Consider the following 18,376-nt stretch of genomic DNA (forward strand, 5'->3'; position numbering starts at 1 on the left):
TACACGACCTCACTAGATCCATCGCTGGAGGTGGTGTCAGAAGGGTGTTTGCTAAACTCGGGCCGCTAGGCATCCATTCAGTTTTCAAACTGCGAAATACGCGTTGCAATGGCGGATTTTCTCAACAGTTTCCAAGACGACCCATGCTTCGGTTCATGCGGTAACACCAGAGCCGCTTGCGAAACTGATGGTTGCCATATTTCGATTCTTGATCCGAGTGGAGCAGCAAACCTGGAGAACTGCCACGCTGTTCATAAGCCATATCCAATGCCTTGATCACCAGACCCGGAACTGGTGTGTTTGACAGCGCCGAGCCTATAACTTGGCGTGCGTAGAATTTTAGGACGATCGCCAAGTAATGCCATCTTACCTGTGCCCTGATATAGGCTATATCGCTACACCAGACACTGATTAAGTGTCGGCAAATCAGACTCCTGATCCAAGATTCTTGGAGTATCAGGCCGCTCGACCGTCGATTGTTTGTAGGCATGTAATCCCGGTTCTTTACTCATTAAGGTCAGTTCCTGTATCAGGCACCGCCCCTTGAACTGTCCGATTTGCTCGACGTCTTCCTGCATCATCGACACGATGCGGTAACTCCCTGCTGCGCTTAGACTATTGGTAAGCAGTTCATTGATCCGACTGCGCAATCGCAGTCGTTCAAAGTTCGGAGTTTTGCGTTTGAGACAACCGGCGCAGTAACACGAACAAGTGATGGCGAAGACCGAGAAAAGCCAATCCACAGGCGCCTGAGCACTTAACTGATCAATCCGCGCGCGTACTCTTCCGACATCAAAGAGCGCGGTAGCCATTTTTAAAATGAGTTTCTCCCGTTCAAGGCGCGCCTGATTACCCCAAGCGATCGGCAGGCTTCGATATGGCTATGGCCTTGATCGAGTACGAGCCCTACGGCCTTGCGTTTGAGTTCAGCAGAAAATGAACGACGTTACCTGGTCATCAAGCACCTCAATCTGGCGAGTATTCTCGCCTAAATAGGTATCTGGTTTTATTGGGGCACTATTCCGGGAAAGAAGTTGCGTAATTCAGGAGTGAGTAGAAGGGCTGGTGGTTCGGTCTTCATGGTGGTCGGTACACGGTACAGTCAGATGTGTTTCCTATGCTCCTAGGAGCTTTCTTAGGAGGCGGTTGGAAGGGAGTCATGGAGATATTGGAATTATTATATTTTTTTTTAATAGCAAAAAAATCATGCTTGTATTGGCATTTTTTTTGACAGTTTATTTTTGTTTGTCTTAACTGGGCTCTGCATGAGAAATAGAGTGTCTTGTTAAGGTCTTTAATAGCTGATTTGACGCTGTGGTTTTATTTCTAGGAAGACCTATGCGGCGTGCCCTGTAAGTAGTTTTGCGCTCTCGTTTGGCTCTTGTTTTTAAGTTTGATCGCCGTCGATTCTGATTTATACGGCCTGTTCGGAGTGTGTTTGTTGTTGTATTGATTTAAATAAATGGACTGCTGGAGGTGCTATATGGAAATGGCAAGAGATATAACTATTGTCGATATGTTTGAGAGTCAGGCTAGCTTTCGCTCAAGTAAGACTGCATTGTTTTACTGCTCGGATAGTATAACTTATGGACTTCTGAATGAGAAAATAAATCAGTTGGCAAGACATTTGCTGGATCGTGGTGTCGAGAGTGGCGACATCGTCGCGGTATGTGTTGAGCAGTCAATAAGCCGTGTTGTGTTTATGATGGCGATAGTAAAGGTCGGTGCCGTCTATTTACCTCTTGACCCTGAGTACCCTGCCACAAGGTTTGATTTTATTCTCGAGGATACCCAAACAGAGTTAGTGATTACGTCAAAAGCATATGAACATAAATTTTCCGATTTTCGTGGGGTTTTGATTGTTCCTGATAGTGACCGAGAAAGGTCGTTGATTGATAAACAGTCAGGTAGCAATCTTCTGAAGGAAATACCTTCGTCAAGCTTAATGTATGTCATATATACATCTGGCAGTACCGGGGTTCCAAAAGGAGTAGCTGTTCAGCATGGCGCAATTGCTAGTTTTATTGAGAATGTTCAGCCGGTAATCAATGTTTCATCAGAAAACACCGCCATACAAATCCTTTCTTACACATTCGATGCTTCCTTTGTCGATACATGGATGCCGCTCCTGATTGGTGCCACATTGCATCTTTATCCAGATAATAAGTTATTGGGTGAGGCTTTGTTGGAATATATTAGATCGAACCGTATTGATACTATTCCAATGATTACTCCGACCATTCTTGCTACATTCCCTACTGGACAGCCAATCGGCGAGCTTAAAAGTATTGTCGTAGGCGGAGAGGCTTGTGCGGATAATGTATTCCTGTATTGGGCCAGTAGGCTGCAGATGTATAATCTTTATGGCCCAACAGAAACAACGGTCGCTGTTACTTGTCATAAATATGTGGCAGGGCAGAGTGTTAAAAATATCGGCAGCCCTCTGTCTGGTGTTGATTTTTATGTGCTGGATGAAAACTTCAAGGCATTGCCTATAGGTTCGCCGGGTGAGCTCTTCATTGGTGGGGCACAACTTGCTCAGGGCTACTTGAATAGACCCGAGCTAACAAAAGAAAAATTTGTACATGTCGACGTGGCGGACTCAAAAACTGGAAGAAGTGAGTGTAAGAGACTTTATAGAACTGGCGATATTGTGACTCTATTGCCAAATGGAAATATTGAATATATAGGGAGGAATGATACGCAACTCAAGATTCGAGGCTTTCGCATTGAGTCTGGTGAGATTGAGAGCTCAATAAATAGAATAAAAAATGTCCGAGAGTCTGCAGTTGTAGCAGTGAACAAGGAGCTGGGGCAGCCAATGCTGGCTGCTTTTATTACGCTATCGAATTATCACTCAAAAGATGAAATGAAAATAAAGTCGGAAATTAAAAAAATATTGCAAAATACTCTTCCGGTCTACATGGTTCCCGATAAGATTTTTATCTTGGATTACTTTCCTCAGACGGTTAGTGGGAAAGTTGATCGAAAAGCACTCCAGTCCTTAATGAAGGAAGAAGCGCTCTCGTTAGATAATCTGGCAGAGGATGATGTTGAAGGTACTCTCGTCGCGATATGGAAACATGTTCTGCAGACGGATGATATTAAAGCTCAGGACAATGTTCTTGAAGTTGGAGGGAATTCTGTTGCCGTAGTTCGAGTGTTCACCTCGCTGCCGGAATCTATTAGAAGCCAAATAACATTGGTTGATCTTTATACCTATCCGTGCATTGAGCAGTTGGCGCAAGAAATAAAGATTCGCGAAAATAAGCGTCCGCTGACGTTTGAAGAGAAAATGCAATTATCTAAGAAGACATTACTTGGTGATATCAAACTTGCGGCAGACTATGAATTTCCGACGGAGATTGATCCTGATGTTTTAGCTAATCCGGAAAGTGTACTTCTGACGGGCGCTACTGGATTCGTTGGAGTGCATTTGTTGCTGGAGTTGCTGGATAAAACATCTGCGAATATATATTGTCTGGTTAGGGCTGAAAGTGTTAAGCATGCTATTGAAAGGATAAAGTTTACACTGAAAAAATACCGCCTTTCTTGGCCCGAAGAGAAGTCTGATCGAATTATTCCCGTTTTAGGTGATTTTACTAGGCCACAGCTTGGGATGTCCGATTCAGATTTTTTAAATGCGTCGAAAAATGTTCAGATTATATATCACACTGGCGGAAATGTTAATTATGTAAAGCCTTATGCTGAAATGAAAGCGGTCAACGTAAATGGGATTCAGGAAATTATTCGTTTCGCGACAACATCAAAATTGAAGTATCTAGTCGCATGTTCCACTATAGCCGTTTTTAGTTGGGGGTACCTGACTACAGGTAAAACCTGGATGTGTGAAGATGATGATATTCATCAGAATCTATCCGTGGTTTGTCGAGATACCAACTATGTCAGAAGTAAGTGGGTGATGGAAAATGTCCTGGAAGAGGCAAAAAAGAAAGGATTACCTGTTATTGGTATTCGTCTGGGATTTGTCATGTGCCAGAATGATAGCGGTGCTACAGAAATGAACCAGTGGTGGGGAAGCTTTGTCCGGTGCTGTGTTGCTCTCGGGACCTACCCCATGATCATGGGTCTTAAGGATCAGCTGGTGACTGTGGACTTTGTAGCAAAGGCAATTGTGCACATTTCTCAAAACAAAGAAGCTCCAGGGAAATTTTTTCATCTCGTTCCTGAACCGGTACATGACATATCTGTGCCAGAGTTTTTTGAGAAGTTGAATGAGTATTTTGGGATTAAACTTCGGCCGATTCATTATCGCGAATGGTTGAGTAAGTGGAAGAATAATGAGCATAGCCCTCTATATAGTTTGTTAAGCTTGTTCACCGAGGAGATTGTTCCAGGGAAATCTCTGGTCGAGTCTTATGAGATGACTTACTACTTTGATAGGAGGAATACTACTGAGTTTCTTAAAGGCAGCGGAATAGAAACGCCTCCAATCGATAAGTCGCTTCTTTCAAGATATTTGGATTTCATGGGCATCTCTGCACATAGTCCTAAGTAGTTCTCAATGGCAGTGCATTGCGGTGCGATGCACTGTTTTTTTGTTTGGTTGAGATCCTGTGTTTATGAAGAAGCCACAAATATTTACTTTGCATTTTGCGGGTGGAAACTGTTATTCCTATCAGTTCATGAAGCCTGAGTTAATCGATTTTGATGTTGTTTCGATAGAACTGCCAGGGCGAGGCAAGAGAATAGCCGAGCCGCTTATTCGAGGTTTTGAGGCCGCCGCTCAGGATGTTTTTCAACAAATCGTATCTCAGCTTAGTGGGAGCTCTTTTGTTTTATATGGGCATAGTATGGGAGCCGTTCTCGGCCTGAAGGTTGCGCGTATGCTGGAGGATTATGAAAAAAGTCCATCAGCTCTTATTTTTACCGGCCATGCAGGTCCCAAATTAGTTAAATACAAGAATACTGCTTTCCTGGAGACTCAGGAGCTCAAGCAGGTATTGCTAGAACTTGGCGGTTTGCCTGAGAGTGTAATACATAATTCGGAGTTGTTCGCCTTTTTTGAGCCAGTCATCAGGGCTGATTTCGAAGTTGCGGAGCGTGCAGATGGCTACGAGTTTGAGCCAGTTGATATTCCGCTGCATGTGGTAATGGGGGCGGAAGAGGAGTTTTCAGAAAAAATAGATTTGTGGCGAGAATATACAACGTCTCGCTTTCATAAAAAACTGCTTAGTGGTAACCACTTTTTCATCCATCATCATGCTTATGAGATAGCTGCCATTGTAAAGTCAATGTTGCCACAAGAAGGCTAGTATTCATTGAGAGGTTTAGTCTATTACTCCGCAATCTGAAGCCGACACTAGCTTTTAGTGTCGGCTGCAGACTTATAACCGCTGAGCCAGAAACGAACTTACCCAAACAGTTCGGGTGCGGTTGCCGGAGCCTCACTCTTTCACAAAGCGCTTGGCCTTGTGGAACATGCGAAAGTCGTCGAACTTCTGGCCGTAGATAAATGGCACGTAGGCGTCCGGGTTCTCCAGGGTGTCGAACCATGGGACAACCCACGACGATTCGCCCTGGGAGTAGCAGGCCTTGCCAACCGAGACTACCGGGATGCTGTCCAGCGGGTCGAACTCGTTACCGGTCAGTTTCAGTGTGGCGGTGCCTTCACGGCGAACGCGGTAGTTTTCCATGTTCTTCATGCAGGTGAGGATCACCTTATCCTGCAGGCCGATGCCTTTCACATGGGGGCTGGCCTTCAGCTCGAAGTCCAGGCCTTCGTCGCTCACCGGGCCCAGGTCCTCACCGAACTTAGCGTTGACCTCGATCAAGCGCTGGCCGTTGCGCTCAGCAAAGCCATAGAACTGGTGACCGTCCATGTAGATCTGGGTGGTGCCGGTTTTCTTCGGCTCCCCCCACATTTCACGACCGATGGTCACGGGCATGTCGCCGCTGACGATGATCCACAGCATGGTGGTGCCTTCGTGCTCTTTGTAGCGGCACTTGAGGAACACGATGGCACAGTCGAACTCGCCACACATCGCGCTTTGCCACTTCGAGATGTTCACGTAGGCGGTCGGTGTGTCGCCCGGTTCGAAGCAGGGAGCAAGGACGCTGCGCACGAACTCGGGAGTGGTCTGGAACTCGACCGTCACCCCTTCGGTAGTGAACTTGCCATCGGCGAGGAGCTTCTGGATTTCTTTGACTTCTTCGGCAGTTTTAACGAATCCCATGGGATTTCTCCTTGTTTTTCTACGGGCGATAAAAACCGTGCGTCAGGAATGGCGCGAACTAGCAACGTGGTTGGTGGGAGAAGAGGGGAGTTCGAGCTCCCCTCAAGGTTGCTTCAGAGGCTTACGGCAACGGTGCCGGCTGCCCGCTGGTTGACCAGGCTCGGTCGGCTGATGGCGCCGGAGGTCGCTTGGTAGTCGCCTTTGCGCAGTGGCCAGATGAGCAGGCGAACGCAGAGGTAGTAGGCTGCCCCCGAGAGCAAGATCACCGGCAGCGATGCGCCCAGGTAGCGGAAGGGGTCAGCCATGGCCACGGTGACCGGGTTGTAGAGCCACAGGTAGCCGAAGGTCGAGGCGACAGTGACGATGACCGCTATCCAGTTCACCCCGTTCCAGAACTCGTACTTGCCACCCTTGTGTGCGAAGAGGCTGGTGACATCGATCTGTTCGCGACGCAGCACGAAGTAGTCGACCAGGGTAATGCCGGTGATGCCGACGAACATGACGCCGTTGTACGACAACCAGCTCATCACCACCGAGAGCAACCACTGGGTTTTGAACGCGAAGTAGACGCCTGGGAGCAACAGCAAGGCCAGGAGGAGCTCCCACTTCAGTCGGGCGAAGAACTTGATCTGCTGCACCGACACTCCGGCCAGGTAGATCATGACCACCATGGTCGCGATGTTTGCCGTCAGCACGATCGCCATGACGATGGAGCCGAAGACTGGGCCACCTACGGCAATCATCCAGATCGTGGGGTCGTAGGTACCGGCACTGATGGCTGCCAAGGCGGCAACGGTCGAGACAAACGCCGCCCCCAGGACACCGACGCCCACCACGGATGGGCCAACCACGTGCTTGCGCTTGGCTACGAGGCGAGTCAGGCCGCCCATGACGGGCCACCAGGTCATCGAGTTCGAGACACCGAACTCGACTGCCAGGGCAAATCCCTGAACAGGGTCCTTGCTCAGCATCTGGTCGGCAGGCAGTTGTGTCGTCCAGAGGTGCTGCAGGCCGAATTTGTGGATCAGGATGCCCAGCATCACCAAGGTGATGAACATGTGCAGAGGGCCGATGTAGCCATTCAGCCGCTCGAACAGCTTGGGCCCTTTGCTTGCAATCAACCAGACCAGTACCAGTGCTGCCAAGGCAACACCAATGACCAGGTGCTCGTGGGAGGTCCCGGTCACTTCGGTTCCTGTCATGGTCGCGGCAATGTTCGCTGCGCCGCGGGCAGTGAGCGCTTCAACGACATACGACCAGCCAACCAAGGTGGCGAGCAGGCCGAACAGCGGAACGACAATCCCTCGATAGCCAAAGGATGCCTTGGCATTGTCGATCACATCGGTACCGTATTTGTGGCTGGGTACGCCGGAGGCGAGTGTGACAATGGCCATACCGATCATGAGACCGATGACGTAGCCCATCACACCCAGGCGCCAGTCGCCAACGTAGGGGAGGTAACTCCCGATCAGGAAGGCCCAGGTTGCTGCGCTGAATGCACAGCATGTCCAAAGGAATGAGCCATAGGTCTTGTAGACGCGGTCACGGGCAAGCACGGGAAGGCGGCCTGCAAGAGCCTCCTGCTCGACATGGCTTTTGAACTCGATACTGGATTGGGTCATGGCGGGCCTCCTACGCGACGATCATCAAGGTGCCGAGCCAGAGGATCGCTGCAATCAGAATCCAGACGGTGGATTCGACAATCATCGGGCGAGCCGGTCTCCAGCAATCGGAGGAGGTGTGTTCTTCAGTGGCCAAAGCATTCAGTTGGCGAACCAGGTCCTGGTTCAAGCTTTGGCTGGTCAGCATCATCCCTGAGCTAGCGTCGACTTCGATTTTGCTCATTTTGACCCTCTTCTAGGCAGCTCTTGGAGGTATGCCAGTAATGTTTGTTATAGAGAGGCAGAAAACTCAGTGGAAGCTCGATAGGCGAGTGCCTTCAATCATCCCTCACACGCAAAGTCCTATCTTTGTTGTGTACAGCTTTCAAGTTTAGGGCAGGGGCGTTGAATGCTCGGATCCGGCCCCTGGAAACCAGGCTACTCTCGCCTTGATCAGTCCTATATCCGAAATTGGCAACCTCGGTTTGAACCCGCAGTGGCCTGAGTGTTTGCCTGTGGTTGCGCTGAAGTGGGCGTCGCTGATGAGGACGCCTGGCCGCCCGTCGGTGGGGCAGAAAGAAGCCCCGGTATGGCTGGGTCACACGCACCGGGGCTCGAGTAATGCTTTCTACTGGTTCTTGGCCGTCAGGTATTGAGCGCAGAAGCCCAGGCCGCCATGGCCCGCTTTTTGAGTCTCGGCCAGGTCATCGGCCACCGCGCCGATCAGGCTTGCGCGCAGGCCACAGGCACGGAGGGCATCGCGCCACTGGACTACGGCATCCAGGTAGACGTCCACGGTGGCCTGGATGGTGCCGAAGTCGTTGGACTCGATTTCCTTGATGCTCTTCTTGACCTTGTAACGCAGGAGATCGATGCACTTGTCAGCGAAGTCCCCCAACTGGCTGGCGTCGACGCCGTGGGTCTTGGCGTAGGCGGCGGCTTCCAGGAATCCGGCCAAGGCCACTGCGTAGAAGCTGCCGGTCATGGCGGCGTCGACGGTGCATGGGACGGCGAGGTCCTCACCGGTATAGAGGGTGCCTTCCGGGGCAACCGGCTTCATGGTCTGCTCGACCTGTTTCCAGATGTCAGGATTACCGGAGTACTGGATGATGGTGTACGGGCCGCCGATCAGGTCCGGATAAGAGGTTATGGCACCGTTGATGAACTTGCCGCCATTGCCTTCCACGACCGCGCGGAACTGTTCGCCATCTTCAGGCATGGCAGTGCTCAGGTTGATCACGAAGCGATTGTTCAGGTCGAGCTTGCTGGCGTGTTCCCGGAACAGAGCGATGCCGCCCGATGCGCTGCTGATGATGGACAGCACGACATCACTTGCGTTGACGGCATCGGCGAACGAGGAGGCCAGGGTGGCGCCATTGGCCACGACACCGGCAGCGGCGGATGGGCGACCATCCCAGACCGTCACTTTTGTGCCGGCCTTGAGCAGGGTGTTGGCGAAAGCGGAGCCCATCAGGCCGGTACCGATGACGGTGACTGTCTTATTCATTTTATTAGTCTCTGATTAGTAAGGTTTGGCCCGTCCCGACCTCGAACAAAGCATCGCGTGCCTGGTTTCAATCGTCGAGTTACAAGCCGATTATCAGAGCGGCTGGCGGCACCCCCTAGCCAATATCGGCAATGCTGAAGTGGCGCCTGGGGCTGTTTTTTTCGTTTGTGTGAGTGAAACGCCCCCGTTGGCCGATCACCGCGCCCCAAATGCTTCCCCGGATCAATGGCCCGGTGAGCGCGGGCTGCAAGTTCGCGATCAGGTCTTTGCATCACCCAATACCCAAGCACCACAGCCGTTATAGACAGTACTCGGCACCTTGTTGCGAGGGCCCATGCCTGACCGACCTCGCGTTGAAAGCCTACGAACAAGCACTGCAGCCCAAGCGTCTGGAGCTGCTGGAGGGTGGTCATTTCGACCCCTATCTCTCGGGCTTCGACCAGTCTTCCCAGTACGCGATCGAGTGGTTCGCGAAACACCTGTGATCCATCGTTCACCCAATCCTCTGGTTGGCCGGCAGCGTTAGGAAGATGCTGCCGGCGTCTTATTGCTCCCAGGAAAGAACATTGCGCCGCCGGTGATTGGTTGCCAAAACCGGATAGGGGGCCGCAAAGGTGGGTGTTAGCTTTTGGCCATAAGAAATTCAATGTACGACCTGAGCGAGTCCCGATGATGCAAGTCCAGAAACCCAAAGACGCATACGTCCAAGTCAACGAAGTCCAATGGCAGGACTTCCCCGAGCAATTCCACTCCGGTGGCGTTAAATGGAAGCTGCTGAACGTGGCGCCGGAATTCGGTATCTGGACGGTCATGTTCTTCTGCCCGAATGGTTCGATCCTGGCACCTCACATCCATCACGGCCCAGCAGAAGGTTATGTCTTCGACGGCATCCTGGAACTGCGTGGTGGTCCTGAAAATGGCGGCGCGCTGTGCATCAAGGACGGCTACCTGTACGAGGCTACCGGTGCCGAGCACGAAGAAACCAAAATGCTGGCCGACACCACATTCATCCTGCAAATGGTTGGGCCAATCAGTTGGCTGCTCAAGGACGGCTCGCAGCTCAACCAGACCTGCTACGACGCCCAGAAATTGTGGAGCGAGCAGATCCACTAAGCCGACAAGGGTGGGCATGGCTCACCCTTGTTCCTGTCATTTTTCCACTGCTTGAGGCTGAAACATGAGCGTCGTATTCGTCCTGACCTCCCACGCTGTACTCGGTGACACCGGTCGTAGCACTGGCCTGTGGCTCGAGGAGTTCCTGGTTCCCTATTACGCAGTCAAAGACGCTGGCCAGCCAACGTTCCTGGCAACGCCCAAGGGCGGTCATGCGCCTATCGATCCGGCATCGGTCGAGGCTCTCAAAGACAGTGAGGTTTACGCTCGCTTCGCCAAGGATGCTCAGCTGCACCAGGCCTTGGAAAGCACCACCGAACTGTCCAGCCTAAGCCCCGCAGCCATTGCCGCTGCGATCTATCCAGGCGGCCATGGCCCGCTCTGGGATCTGCGTCATGACCAGGCGTCGGTGCGCTTGATCGAATCGTTGCTGGGCGCAGGCAAGCCTGTCGCCACCATTTGCCATGCCGGCTGCGCGCTGCTTGAGGTCAAAAAGGTTGACGGCAGTCCGCTCGTCAAGGGCCTCAACGTGACCGCTTTCAGCGACAGCGAAGAGGCGGCGGTGGCGATGGTCGAACACGTTCCCTATCTGGTGGAGACCGACCTCAAGGCGCTCGGTGCGCTCTACACCAAAGCATCGGATTGGGCCGAACACTCAGTTCAAGATGGCCTGGTCATCACGGGGCAGAACCCGGCCTCGTCGGCTGCCGTCGCGCAGAAAGTCCTGGCCCAGATCAGCAAGAAGTAAGGAGCCTGCCATGCGCCTTGAAGGAAAAGTCGCTGTTATCTCCGGAGCATGCTCAGGTCTTGGAAGGGCTACCGCACTTCGTTTTGCCCAGGAGGGCGCCAAGCTCGTATTGGGGGATATCAACGAGCAGGCCGCCAGCGCCCTGATTGATGAGATAGTTGCCGCAGGGGGTGAGGCCATGTTCGTTCGGCTCGACGTGCGCAACGAGTCCAACTGGGTCGAACTATTCGAGCAGTCCCAGGCCCGGTTTGGCCAGGTTGATGTGGTGATGAACAGTGCGGGTATTGCCGTTCCCGGCAACGTTGAAGACATGAGTTTCGAGGACTGGAAGCACGAGCTCGATGTCAATCTCAATGGCACCTTCCTCGGCACCAAGCACGGCATGAAGGCCTTGAAGACGCGCGGCGGATCGATCATCAACCTGTCTTCGATCGAGGGCATCGTTGGTATCGATACTTATGCCGCCTACAGCGCCGGCAAGGCTGGCGTTCGCAACTTGACGAAATCCGCCGCGCTGCACGCCGGGCGCAAAGGCTACAAGGTCAGGGTCAACAGCATCCACCCGGGCTACATCAAAACCCCGATGGTAGGGGATGACCCGGCGGAGCTGGCTCGCTTGGCCAGGCTCCATCCGATCGGCCACTTGGGGGAACCGATGGATATCGCCAACATGGCACTGTTCCTCGCCTCGGACGAATCGAAGTTCGCTACCGGTGCTGAATTTGTCATCGATGGCGGCTTCCTCGCGCAGTAAGTCCTGGTCACTGAGCAAGGGGTGGAGCAAATCATGAACAACGTAGCCGTCATCACAGGGGCAGCTTCCGGTATCGGGCAGGCTACAGCGCGGGTATTTGCCCAACGCGGTTACACCGTCGTAGGTGCTGACCGGGACCTGGCCGGGATGGAACACACGGCCGAGCAGATCAAGGCTATCGGTGGAGTGTTCGACTTTCGTGCCGTCGATGTCGCGAACGAATCCGAGGTCAGCGCTTTGATCGCTCATGCCAAAGAGCGTTTCGGGCGGTTATCGGCGGTTGTTTCGTGTGCCGGTGTGGCTCGTACGGGCCGGATCGATGAGATGCCACGTAATGATTGGGATCTGCAGATTTCCGTCAACCTCACAGGCACGTACCTTCTAGCCAAGAGTGCCATGCAAGCCTTCATGGAACTCAAGGGGGGTAGCTTCGTTGCCGTCAGCTCCGATGCAGGTGTTCGCGGGGCTTCGGGCTACGCAGCATATTGTGCGTCCAAACATGGTGTCATTGGTTTGGTTCGTTGTTTGGCTCTGGACTACGGGAAGTTTGGAATTCGTTCTAATGCAGTCTGTCCTGGGTTCGTGCAGACCCAAATGATGGATCGGTTGTTCGCTGAAGCGGCTGATCCGGAAAAGGAAAAACGCTCCTACATGAAAGAAGTTCCTCTTGGGCGCTTCGCTGCTCCGGAAGAAGTTGGGAAGGTCATTGAGCATTTATCTTCTGAAGATGCGGCTTACACCAACGGTATGATCTACGCACTTGATGGTGGTGTTACGGCAGGTCACTTCGAATAGGCTTCGTACGGTCTCGGTGAAGGGTGCCCTGTGCACCCTTTTTTGTGGACAACGGTAACACCTTAGTAACAGCGTTCTGATGGCTCCTCACATTTGAGCATGTGTGCACTAGGATAGTGCTCCTGTTCAAGTCTATTTATTCCGAATCGTTATTTCTGGTTGGTCTTTTTATTGTTTTTTTTAAAAAAACACCCTCGTCAGAGCCTGCGTTCAAGACTTTTGTCGGATCTGTGGGCGTTTGACTTTACTTTATGAAAATTAAGGATTTTTTGGCTTCTGTCGGCACGCTGCTTGCTTTTGATGTACCAGCTCCCCCGTTTGGATGTAAACGATCATGAGTTCCGCCGATACCAATGCTGTTCGATTTTCTGTCTCCAACGATGTTTGCGAGCATGCCAATGGCCTCGATCAATGGCTCGACAACCGATATCACCAGTTGGAGAAGAAGGCCAAGTTTCATGGCAGGCTTTGCGATATCCAGTTGGATAAGCGGCTGCGCGTCACCAGGGAAGTAATTGATACCCCTTTGGTGGAACAGATTGGATATGTACCGTCCGATAAAATCATGCTCATTAACATTCAGGGCGATAGCGATATTCTCATTAATGGAAGATACGTAAACTCTGGGAGTTTTCATGTTTCCTCCGGCAAGCCTATTCATGCCATTTCGAAAAGCATGATTTGTGCCTATATCGTCACGCTGGATAGAGACTTTTTCTTGGAGCACATCACCGAGGGGGCAAAGATCAAGTCTCTCAAGGGGGTATTCGAGACGTTCATCACGCCTTCCCATGGATCGGTTCTGGACTTCCAAAAGACTGTTCTGCAAAACTTTGTTGATAGCCCTTCAGGTGAGGTGTGCCAAGCCAGTACCAAGCGTTTGCTGGGCTCCATACAGGAAATCGCATTGAGCGAAGCGGATGGCGTGCTGCAGGTGTTGCCGCCTAGTACCCGTGCATTCATTGTTGATAGAAGTTGTGAACTCCTGTTCGATAATTTCTCCAATGAGGAGTTTGGGGTCTTGGAGATGTGCAATTACCTGAAGGTGAGTCGCCGCACGCTTCAATATAGTTTTGAGTCGGTCATGGGTATGTCACCATCCAACTATGTTCGGACGGTGCGGTTGAATGTCGCTCGCAAGTTGATGTTGTTGTCGCCACACGACAAGATCCAAGGCGCCGCCCTGGACGCTGGGTTCAGCCACCTGGGGCGCTTCTCCAAATACTACCAAGACTTCTTCGGCGAGCTGCCTTCGCAGACGGTAGGGCGAGTGGCGAACCGAGTGCCTCATTGAAAGGGGCCAAGCCAGCATTGCCGGGAGGCCCGAGCCGGGGTGAAGCAGCGCCTGATCCTGCCTAACACTTGAGCTCAGTGGAATCAGTCGCACAACAGATTTGAATGCCCAAGGCGCGTCCTTCAGGACGCTGCAAGCGTTTGCCTGTGGTGATTTGGGTTTGCTAGTGAGGAATGGATTTCTTTCCTGCGCAGCTTTTTCAACATCATCTGCTATTTGGGGTGGTTGCCGCGTCTGCAAGTCTGCCTGGCGCGACCATCTGCTCGATGCAGGGTTAGACCTTGGCTTGTCCGTCTTTTCCAGCGTGTTGCTGCTAATTCAAGCCCCATAGAAGACAGCGGCTCCTTGGGGGGAGTTGCTTGGAAGTCCCTGCTCGGAAATTTCCGATGCGGTTGTCTTTAACTCGCTATGACTTGGCGTAGGCGAGCTATATCTAGCAATTCTGTCAGGCGGACAATAGCCCACCTGACTCATTCACCCAAGGATCCATCATGGCTGTACGCCAACCCCTCGATGCCACGGCTTGCAGCCTGATGGTCGGCCTCTGTGCCGTCTGGGGCCTGCAACAGGTGGCGCTCAAGGCCACCGCCCAGGACATCGCGCCGATCATGCAGATCGCCCTGCGTTCCGCTGGCGCCGCGTTGCTGGTGGGGCTGCTGATGCTCTGGCGCGGCGAGCGCCTGGGGCTGCGCGAAGGCCACTGGCGCCCCGGCCTGGTGGTGGGCGCGCTGTTCGCCCTGGAGTTCCTGCTGGTGGGCGAGGGCCTGCGCCATACCAGTGCTTCGCACATGGCGATCTTCCTTTATACCGCGCCGATCTTCGCCGCCCTGGGCCTGCATTGGCGGCTGCCCGCCGAGCGTCTCAAGTCGATGCAATGGCTGGGGATCGGCGTGGCGTTCGCCGGTATTGTCGTGGCCTTTAGCGGGCCTTCGTCCCAGGGCGCCGGGAGCAATGCATTGCTGGGGGATTTTCTCGGACTGCTGGGCGGTGCCGCCTGGGGCGCGACCACGGTGGTGGTGCGCTGTTCACGCCTGGCTTCGAGCCCCACCACCCGGACCTTGCAGTACCAGTTGCTGGGTGCCTGTGTCTGGTTGGGATTGGCGGCCTGGCTGTCCGGACAAACGTCCATCCATTTCACTCCGCTGGTCATCACCAGCCTGGGTTTCCAGGTGCTGGTGGTGTCCTTCGCAAGCTTCCTGATCTGGTTTGGCCTGTTGCGCCGCTACCTGGCTTCGCGCCTGGGGGTGCTGTCGTTCATGACGCCACTGTTCGGCATCGGTTTTGGCGTGTGGCTGCTGCACGAGCCCCTGGAACCGAGCTTCATCTTCGGCGCAGCACTGGTGCTGGCGGGCATCGTGCTGGTCAGCGGTTATGAATGGCTGCGCCAGCGCCTGGGCCATGGCCCGCGGCGGGCCCTGGACTCTTGAGGCGGTGCCTCAGGGCTTGGGCGCCGCGAGCTTGTCCTGGATCTTCTGCTGGAGCTGGATGGCGGCGGTGCAGGCCGGGTCCTCGGTACCGTGCTTGTTGCAGGACCTGTCCAGCACCTTGAGGGCCTTGGTGTTGTCTGTCGTGGTGCCGATGCCTTGGCTCAAGTTGAAACCGTACATGGTGCAGGCCCAGGGGTCGTTCGTCTCGCAGGCCTTGGCGTAGGTCTTGGTCACGCACTGGCGCACGGATTCGTCGTCGGGGGTGGACACGTACATCCCGGCCGCACGGTTGGTGCAGCCGGAGACCACGCCCAGGCTGCAGGCCCGCTGGAACAGCGGCTCATAACCCATGGCCGGGCCCTTGGCCTTTTGCACGTTGATGCCCAGCCAGTAGCAGTCATTGCCATCGCCGCGCTTGCAGCTTTGCAGGCATCCTTCCATCTGCCCAGGCTCGCTGCAGCGGTCGGGCTCTGTCGGCGCCTCCTTTCGTGGCACCAGCGTCGCCGGGCATTGCCGGGCCAGGCTCTGCCATTGCGGTTGTGCCAGAACCTGGGTCGACACGGCTTCGGCCGGGGTTGCAGGGGCTGGTGCGGCCAGGGCCTGCCAGGCCGGCAGCAGGGTTATGGCGAGTAGCCAGGGGAAGTAGAAGGGGCGCATGGGCAATCCTTTAGCGGCATGGATAAGCGCACGTATCTTAAGGACTTTTACCCACCAGGCCAGGGTTTTATCCCGAGCGGCCAGGGATATTTCTGTGACGCTGGTCAGACGCCCCCTTGAAGTGCCGGGTGCGAACTCTGTACTGTATATAAAAACAGTATATGGGGCCGGCCATGCAACTGATCGACAAGCTGGGCATCCTCGCCGATGCCGCCAAGTACGACGCTTCCTGCGCCAGCAGTGGCGCCCCCAAGCGCAGCTCCCAGGGCAAGGAAGGGCTGGGCTCGACCAACGGCATGGGCATCTGCCATAGCTACACGCCGGACGGGCGCTGCGTCTCGTTGCTGAAGATCCTCCTGACCAACTTCTGCCTCTACGACTGCCAGTATTGCGTCAACCGCCGTTCCAGCGATGTGCCGCGGGCCCGCTTCACCCCCGAGGAAGTGGTGCGCCTGACCCTGGACTTCTACCGGCGCAACTGCGTCAGTGGGCTGTTCCTCAGTTCCGGGATCATCCGCTCGGCGGACTACACCATGGAGCAATTGGTGCAAGTGGCCAGGCTCTTGCGCGAGGAACACGAGTTCCGTGGCTACATCCACCTCAAGACCATCCCCGATGCCGACCCCGCGTTGATCGAGCAGGCCGGGCGCTATGCCGACCGCCTGAGCGTGAATGTCGAGCTGCCCACCGACCAGGGCCTCAAGACCCTGGCCCCGGAGAAGCAGCTGGGTTCGATCAAGCAGGCCATGCGCACCATCCACACCGGCGAGCAGACGGTGCTCAACGAGCCCCGGGCACCGCGTTTCGCCCCGGCCGGGCAGAGCACGCAGATGATCGTCGGCGCCGACGACACCGATGACAGCACCATCTTGCACAGCGCCGAGGCCCTGTACGGCAACTTCCGCCTGCGCCGGGTCTACTACTCGGCCTTCAGCCCGATCCCCAACAGCCCGAAGAGCGTGCCCCTGGCCGCGCCGCCGCTGATGCGCGAGCACCGCCTGTACCAGGCCGACTTCCTGTTGCGCGGTTATGGCTTCAGCGCCAATGAACTGTTCAAGGGACCGGGGCACCTGGCCCTGGACATCGACCCCAAGCTGGCCTGGGCCCTGGAGAACCGCAGCCTGTTTCCCCTGGACCTGAACCGCGCCGAGCCAGCGTTGATCGCGCGTATCCCGGGCATCGGCCTGCGCACGACCCAGCGCCTGGTGGAGCTGCGCCGGGAGCGGCGCATCCGCTTCGAGGACCTGGCGCGCATGCGGTGCGTGCTGGGCAAGGCCAAGCCGTTCCTGATCACCAGCGACTATCACCCGCGCCAGGCCGAGACCAGCAGCGCGCAGCTCTATCAGCAACTGCGTGATCGCCCGCAACCGCAGCAGATGGGGTTGTGGGGATGATCGACCTGGACTGCCACGAGTCGTTCGACACCTGGCGCGAGCAGGCCCGGCGCTTGCTCAGCCATGGCATCGACCCCAGCCAGGTCAGTTGGTCCGGCGCCCGTGAGCCCGACCTGTTCGGCCGGCCGCAGGACTATCCGCAGCAACCCGGGCCATTCCAGGCACGCATTCCCCTGGCGCTGCTGGGGCTGTTGCAGCGGGCGGCGAGCTATCGTGGCGAGCAGCGCTGGAGCCTGTTGTACGAGGTGCTGTGGCGGGTCAGCCATGGTGACCGCACCGCCATGCTCAGCGGCGACCCCTTGGGCAGCGAGTTGCAACGGCGCATTCGCCAGGTGGATCGCGAGGCTCATCACTTGCACGCCTTCGTGCGTTTTATCGCGGTGCCGCCCGGACGTTCGGCCCTGGCCGAGCAGCCGCAGTTCGTGGCCTGGCACGACCCGGCCCACGACATCCTGGCCAGCGCCAGCGAGCATTTCATCGGACGCATGGGGCGCCAGCGCTGGATGATCGCCACACCCCGCGATGGGGTGTATTTCGATGGCTTGCAACTGCATCACCAGCGCCAGTGCCCCGGTGCCTGGCAGCAGTTGGCCCAGGGCATGGAAGACCCCGGGGGCGAGCTGTGGTTGACCTACTACAGCCATATCTTCAACCCGGCGCGGCTCAACCCCAAGGTTATGCAAGGTCACTTGCCGGCGCGGTTCTGGAAGCACTTGCCGGAGGGGCCGTTGATCCCCGCGTTGATCGCCCAGGCCCGCCACGGCAAGCAGCGCGACGGCCAGGCCAGCCAGGTGGCAGTGCAGCGCGGCAAGCAGATCGGCCCGCGAAGGGAGAGCAAGGTGTCGTCGCTGGAGTCATCAGCGACAATGCGCAGCTTTGAACAATGAGG

16 protein-coding genes and 1 pseudogene are annotated in these 18,376 nt (G+C 55.0%); 11 read left to right on the forward strand and 6 right to left on the reverse strand.

Translation table 11 applies throughout. From position 1 onward, the window contains the following. Positions 1 to 124: 124 nt before the first annotated feature. Positions 125 to 946: pseudogene (locus tag C4K40_RS31905) on the reverse strand (DDE-type integrase/transposase/recombinase); the annotation flags it as partial. Between the two features lie 537 nt (positions 947 to 1,483). Between C4K40_RS31905 and C4K40_RS12395 the strand changes: the two are divergent. After that, positions 1,484 to 4,519: a non-ribosomal peptide synthetase gene (locus tag C4K40_RS12395; protein ID WP_164485020.1), complete on the forward strand. Its 3,036-nt coding sequence runs from the start codon at positions 1,484 to 1,486 to the stop codon at positions 4,517 to 4,519. Positions 4,520 to 4,583: 64 nt separating this feature from the next. Further along, positions 4,584 to 5,276 (forward strand): thioesterase II family protein, encoded by a 693-nt coding sequence (locus C4K40_RS12400; protein ID WP_083456973.1) that lies wholly within the window; start codon positions 4,584 to 4,586, stop codon positions 5,274 to 5,276. A 132-nt stretch (positions 5,277 to 5,408) separates the two neighbouring features. Here C4K40_RS12400 and C4K40_RS12405 read toward each other — a convergent pair whose 3' ends face one another. The 4 genes from C4K40_RS12405 to C4K40_RS12420 all read right to left on the reverse strand — a co-directional run bounded on the left by C4K40_RS12405 (position 5,409) and on the right by C4K40_RS12420 (position 9,305). After that, the gene (locus tag C4K40_RS12405; RefSeq protein WP_053136093.1) at positions 5,409 to 6,197 is read right to left on the reverse strand and encodes an acetoacetate decarboxylase family protein; all 789 of its coding nucleotides are present in this window, start codon (positions 6,195 to 6,197) and stop codon (positions 5,409 to 5,411) included. A gap of 113 nt (positions 6,198 to 6,310) precedes the next feature. Next, positions 6,311 to 7,819, reverse strand: coding sequence for a cytosine permease (locus tag C4K40_RS12410; protein ID WP_083456972.1), 1,509 nt, complete (start codon positions 7,817 to 7,819; stop codon positions 6,311 to 6,313). Between the two features lie 10 nt (positions 7,820 to 7,829). After that, complete coding sequence (locus C4K40_RS12415; RefSeq protein WP_068584509.1) at positions 7,830 to 8,042, reverse strand: hypothetical protein; 213 nt, start codon at positions 8,040 to 8,042, stop codon at positions 7,830 to 7,832. 384 nt (positions 8,043 to 8,426) lie between these two features. Continuing rightward, on the reverse strand, positions 8,427 to 9,305 hold the full coding sequence (locus tag C4K40_RS12420; RefSeq protein ID WP_053136088.1) for an NAD(P)-binding domain-containing protein: 879 nt from the start codon (positions 9,303 to 9,305) through the stop codon (positions 8,427 to 8,429). A 353-nt stretch (positions 9,306 to 9,658) separates the two neighbouring features. Between C4K40_RS12420 and C4K40_RS31910 the strand changes: the two genes are divergently transcribed. The 7 genes from C4K40_RS31910 (at position 9,659) to C4K40_RS12455 (ending at position 15,436) form a co-directional block, all read left to right on the forward strand. After that, the gene (locus C4K40_RS31910; protein WP_256224233.1) at positions 9,659 to 9,790 is read left to right on the forward strand and encodes a hypothetical protein; all 132 of its coding nucleotides are present in this window, start codon (positions 9,659 to 9,661) and stop codon (positions 9,788 to 9,790) included. 184 nt (positions 9,791 to 9,974) lie between these two features. Beyond that, positions 9,975 to 10,418: a cupin domain-containing protein gene (locus C4K40_RS12430; RefSeq protein ID WP_053136081.1), complete on the forward strand. Its 444-nt coding sequence runs from the start codon at positions 9,975 to 9,977 to the stop codon at positions 10,416 to 10,418. 64 nt (positions 10,419 to 10,482) lie between these two features. Beyond that, positions 10,483 to 11,166 (forward strand): type 1 glutamine amidotransferase domain-containing protein, encoded by a 684-nt coding sequence (locus C4K40_RS12435; protein ID WP_053136078.1) that lies wholly within the window; start codon positions 10,483 to 10,485, stop codon positions 11,164 to 11,166. Between the two features lie 10 nt (positions 11,167 to 11,176). Beyond that, positions 11,177 to 11,920: an SDR family oxidoreductase gene (locus C4K40_RS12440; RefSeq protein WP_053136075.1), complete on the forward strand. Its 744-nt coding sequence runs from the start codon at positions 11,177 to 11,179 to the stop codon at positions 11,918 to 11,920. A gap of 33 nt (positions 11,921 to 11,953) precedes the next feature. Further along, complete coding sequence (locus C4K40_RS12445) at positions 11,954 to 12,715, forward strand: SDR family NAD(P)-dependent oxidoreductase (protein ID WP_053136072.1); 762 nt, start codon at positions 11,954 to 11,956, stop codon at positions 12,713 to 12,715. 334 nt (positions 12,716 to 13,049) lie between these two features. Then, the gene (locus C4K40_RS12450) at positions 13,050 to 14,009 is read left to right on the forward strand and encodes an AraC family transcriptional regulator (RefSeq protein WP_053136069.1); all 960 of its coding nucleotides are present in this window, start codon (positions 13,050 to 13,052) and stop codon (positions 14,007 to 14,009) included. Positions 14,010 to 14,500: 491 nt separating this feature from the next. Continuing rightward, positions 14,501 to 15,436 carry a DMT family transporter gene (locus C4K40_RS12455; protein WP_022643871.1) on the forward strand — a complete coding sequence of 312 codons (936 nt, stop codon included), beginning with the start codon at positions 14,501 to 14,503 and terminating at the stop codon, positions 15,434 to 15,436. 9 nt (positions 15,437 to 15,445) lie between these two features. Here the strand turns inward: C4K40_RS12455 and C4K40_RS12460 are convergent, their stop codons facing one another. Then, on the reverse strand, positions 15,446 to 16,093 hold the full coding sequence (locus C4K40_RS12460; RefSeq protein ID WP_053136066.1) for a sel1 repeat family protein: 648 nt from the start codon (positions 16,091 to 16,093) through the stop codon (positions 15,446 to 15,448). A 173-nt stretch (positions 16,094 to 16,266) separates the two neighbouring features. Between C4K40_RS12460 and C4K40_RS12465 the strand changes: the two genes are divergently transcribed. Then, positions 16,267 to 17,487 (forward strand): putative DNA modification/repair radical SAM protein, encoded by a 1,221-nt coding sequence (locus C4K40_RS12465; RefSeq protein WP_022643873.1) that lies wholly within the window; start codon positions 16,267 to 16,269, stop codon positions 17,485 to 17,487. After that, positions 17,484 to 18,374 carry a TIGR03915 family putative DNA repair protein gene (locus tag C4K40_RS12470; protein WP_053136064.1) on the forward strand — a complete coding sequence of 297 codons (891 nt, stop codon included), beginning with the start codon at positions 17,484 to 17,486 and terminating at the stop codon, positions 18,372 to 18,374. Before C4K40_RS12465 ends, C4K40_RS12470 begins: the two co-directional genes overlap by 4 nt. Positions 18,375 to 18,376 lie beyond the last annotated feature (2 nt).

The organism is Pseudomonas sp. CMR5c (genome assembly GCF_003850545.1).
Classification (GTDB): Bacteria; Pseudomonadota; Gammaproteobacteria; order Pseudomonadales; family Pseudomonadaceae; genus Aquipseudomonas; species Aquipseudomonas piscis.

Excerpts from the sequence above, each read along its gene's own strand:
- C4K40_RS12395 (WP_164485020.1), top strand. The coding sequence starts at position 1,484 with ATGGAAATGGCAAGAGATATAACTATTGTCGATATGTTTGAGAGTCAG.
- C4K40_RS12400 (WP_083456973.1), top strand. The coding sequence starts at position 4,584 with ATGAAGAAGCCACAAATATTTACTTTGCATTTTGCGGGTGGAAACTGT.
- C4K40_RS12405 (WP_053136093.1), bottom strand. The coding sequence starts at position 6,197 with ATGGGATTCGTTAAAACTGCCGAAGAAGTCAAAGAAATCCAGAAGCTC.
- C4K40_RS12410 (WP_083456972.1), bottom strand. The coding sequence starts at position 7,819 with ATGACCCAATCCAGTATCGAGTTCAAAAGCCATGTCGAGCAGGAGGCT.
- C4K40_RS12415 (WP_068584509.1), bottom strand. The coding sequence starts at position 8,042 with ATGAGCAAAATCGAAGTCGACGCTAGCTCAGGGATGATGCTGACCAGC.
- C4K40_RS12420 (WP_053136088.1), bottom strand. The coding sequence starts at position 9,305 with ATGAATAAGACAGTCACCGTCATCGGTACCGGCCTGATGGGCTCCGCT.
- C4K40_RS12430 (WP_053136081.1), top strand. The coding sequence starts at position 9,975 with ATGATGCAAGTCCAGAAACCCAAAGACGCATACGTCCAAGTCAACGAA.
- C4K40_RS12435 (WP_053136078.1), top strand. The coding sequence starts at position 10,483 with ATGAGCGTCGTATTCGTCCTGACCTCCCACGCTGTACTCGGTGACACC.
- C4K40_RS12440 (WP_053136075.1), top strand. The coding sequence starts at position 11,177 with ATGCGCCTTGAAGGAAAAGTCGCTGTTATCTCCGGAGCATGCTCAGGT.
- C4K40_RS12445 (WP_053136072.1), top strand. The coding sequence starts at position 11,954 with ATGAACAACGTAGCCGTCATCACAGGGGCAGCTTCCGGTATCGGGCAG.
- C4K40_RS12450 (WP_053136069.1), top strand. The coding sequence starts at position 13,050 with ATGAGTTCCGCCGATACCAATGCTGTTCGATTTTCTGTCTCCAACGAT.
- C4K40_RS12455 (WP_022643871.1), top strand. The coding sequence starts at position 14,501 with ATGGCTGTACGCCAACCCCTCGATGCCACGGCTTGCAGCCTGATGGTC.
- C4K40_RS12460 (WP_053136066.1), bottom strand. The coding sequence starts at position 16,093 with ATGCGCCCCTTCTACTTCCCCTGGCTACTCGCCATAACCCTGCTGCCG.
- C4K40_RS12465 (WP_022643873.1), top strand. The coding sequence starts at position 16,267 with ATGCAACTGATCGACAAGCTGGGCATCCTCGCCGATGCCGCCAAGTAC.
- C4K40_RS12470 (WP_053136064.1), top strand. The coding sequence starts at position 17,484 with ATGATCGACCTGGACTGCCACGAGTCGTTCGACACCTGGCGCGAGCAG.